This is a genomic window from Salipiger sp. HF18 (genome assembly GCF_011806505.1).
Classification (GTDB): Bacteria; Pseudomonadota; Alphaproteobacteria; order Rhodobacterales; family Rhodobacteraceae; genus Salipiger; species Salipiger thiooxidans.
Window position 1 is genome coordinate 1 of sequence record NZ_JAATOS010000794.1, and the last position, 1,208, is coordinate 1,208.

General features: G+C 69.5%; 1 protein-coding gene and 1 pseudogene. Both read left to right on the plus strand.

Annotated features, from left to right (window positions below; all coding sequences use genetic code 11):
- Positions 1-368: pseudogene (locus HC022_RS27000) on the plus strand (ABC transporter permease); the annotation flags it as partial.
- Between the two features lie 62 nt (positions 369-430).
- The coding region (locus HC022_RS27005) for a PHP domain-containing protein (protein ID WP_167454428.1) at positions 431-1,208 on the plus strand (778 nt) is incomplete at its 3' end.

Genomic DNA, 1,208 nt, shown 5'->3' on the forward strand with positions numbered 1-1,208 from the left:
TGATCGGCATCCGCTACGGGGCGGTGGCGTTCGGCGGGCTGATGGCGGGCTTCGCGGGCGCCTATGCGGCGACGGTCTACACCCCGCTCTGGGCCGAGGGCATGATCGCGGGCCGCGGCTGGATCGCGCTGGCGCTGGTGGTCTTCGCCACGTGGATGACGGGCCGGGTGTTCTTCGGCGCGGTGCTCTTCGGGGCGGTGTCGCTGTCCCAGCTCGCGGCGCAGGCGGGGGGCGTTGCACTCAGCTCGCAGCTGCTGGCGAGTTTACCCTACATCGTCACCATCCTTGTGCTGGGGGTGATTTCGGCCAACAAACGGCTCATGAAGATCAACGGCGTGGCTTCTCTGGGCGAACCATTCGGCCCCTGAGCCTGTCACGAAACCGTCGCCCGGCCACGATACCCGGGGCCAAAGACACAGGAGACACGCGCATGGCGCTTTCGGCCTTCACCGCAAGAGGGCGCTTCTGGCGCGGCAACCTGCACACCCACTCGACGTTGTCCGACGGCTGCCTCGCGCCGGAAGAGGTGTGCCGCCGCTACGCCGCCGAGGGCTACGACTTCCTCGCGCTGACCGATCACTTCATCGGCCAGTTCGGCTATCCCATCGCCGACACGCGGCCCTACCGCTCGAACAGCTTCACCACCATCCTCGGCGCCGAGCTGCACTCGGGAGCGATGCAGAACGGCGAGCTCTGGCACATCCTCGCCGTGGGCCTGCCCGAGGATTTCCGCGCCCCCGACGCGCCCGGTTTCGTCCCCGTCGAGGGGCAGGAGACCGGCCCCGAGCTTGCCGCCCGCGCCCGCGCCGCCGGGGCCTTCGTGGCGATCGCGCATCCGCAATGGTCGGGGCTGACGCTGGACGATGCGCGCAGCATCGACGCCGCCCACGCGGTCGAGATCTACAACCACGGCTGCGCCACCGGCTGCGACCGCGCGGACGGCGCGCATACCGCCGACCTGCTGCTTTCCGAGGGGCGCCGCCTGAGCCTCATCGCCACCGACGACGCGCATTTCACCGAGCCCGACCATTTCGGCGGCTGGGTCATGGTCAAGGCCGAGGCCAACCACCCCAAGCTGCTGCTCGAGGCGCTGAAGCGCGGCGATTTCTACTCGAGCCAGGGGCCCGAGCTGCGTGGCGTCCTGCTGGGCGACACCAGCGTGCGGGTCGAATGTACCTCGGTGGTGAGCGTGATCGTGCAGGGCCACG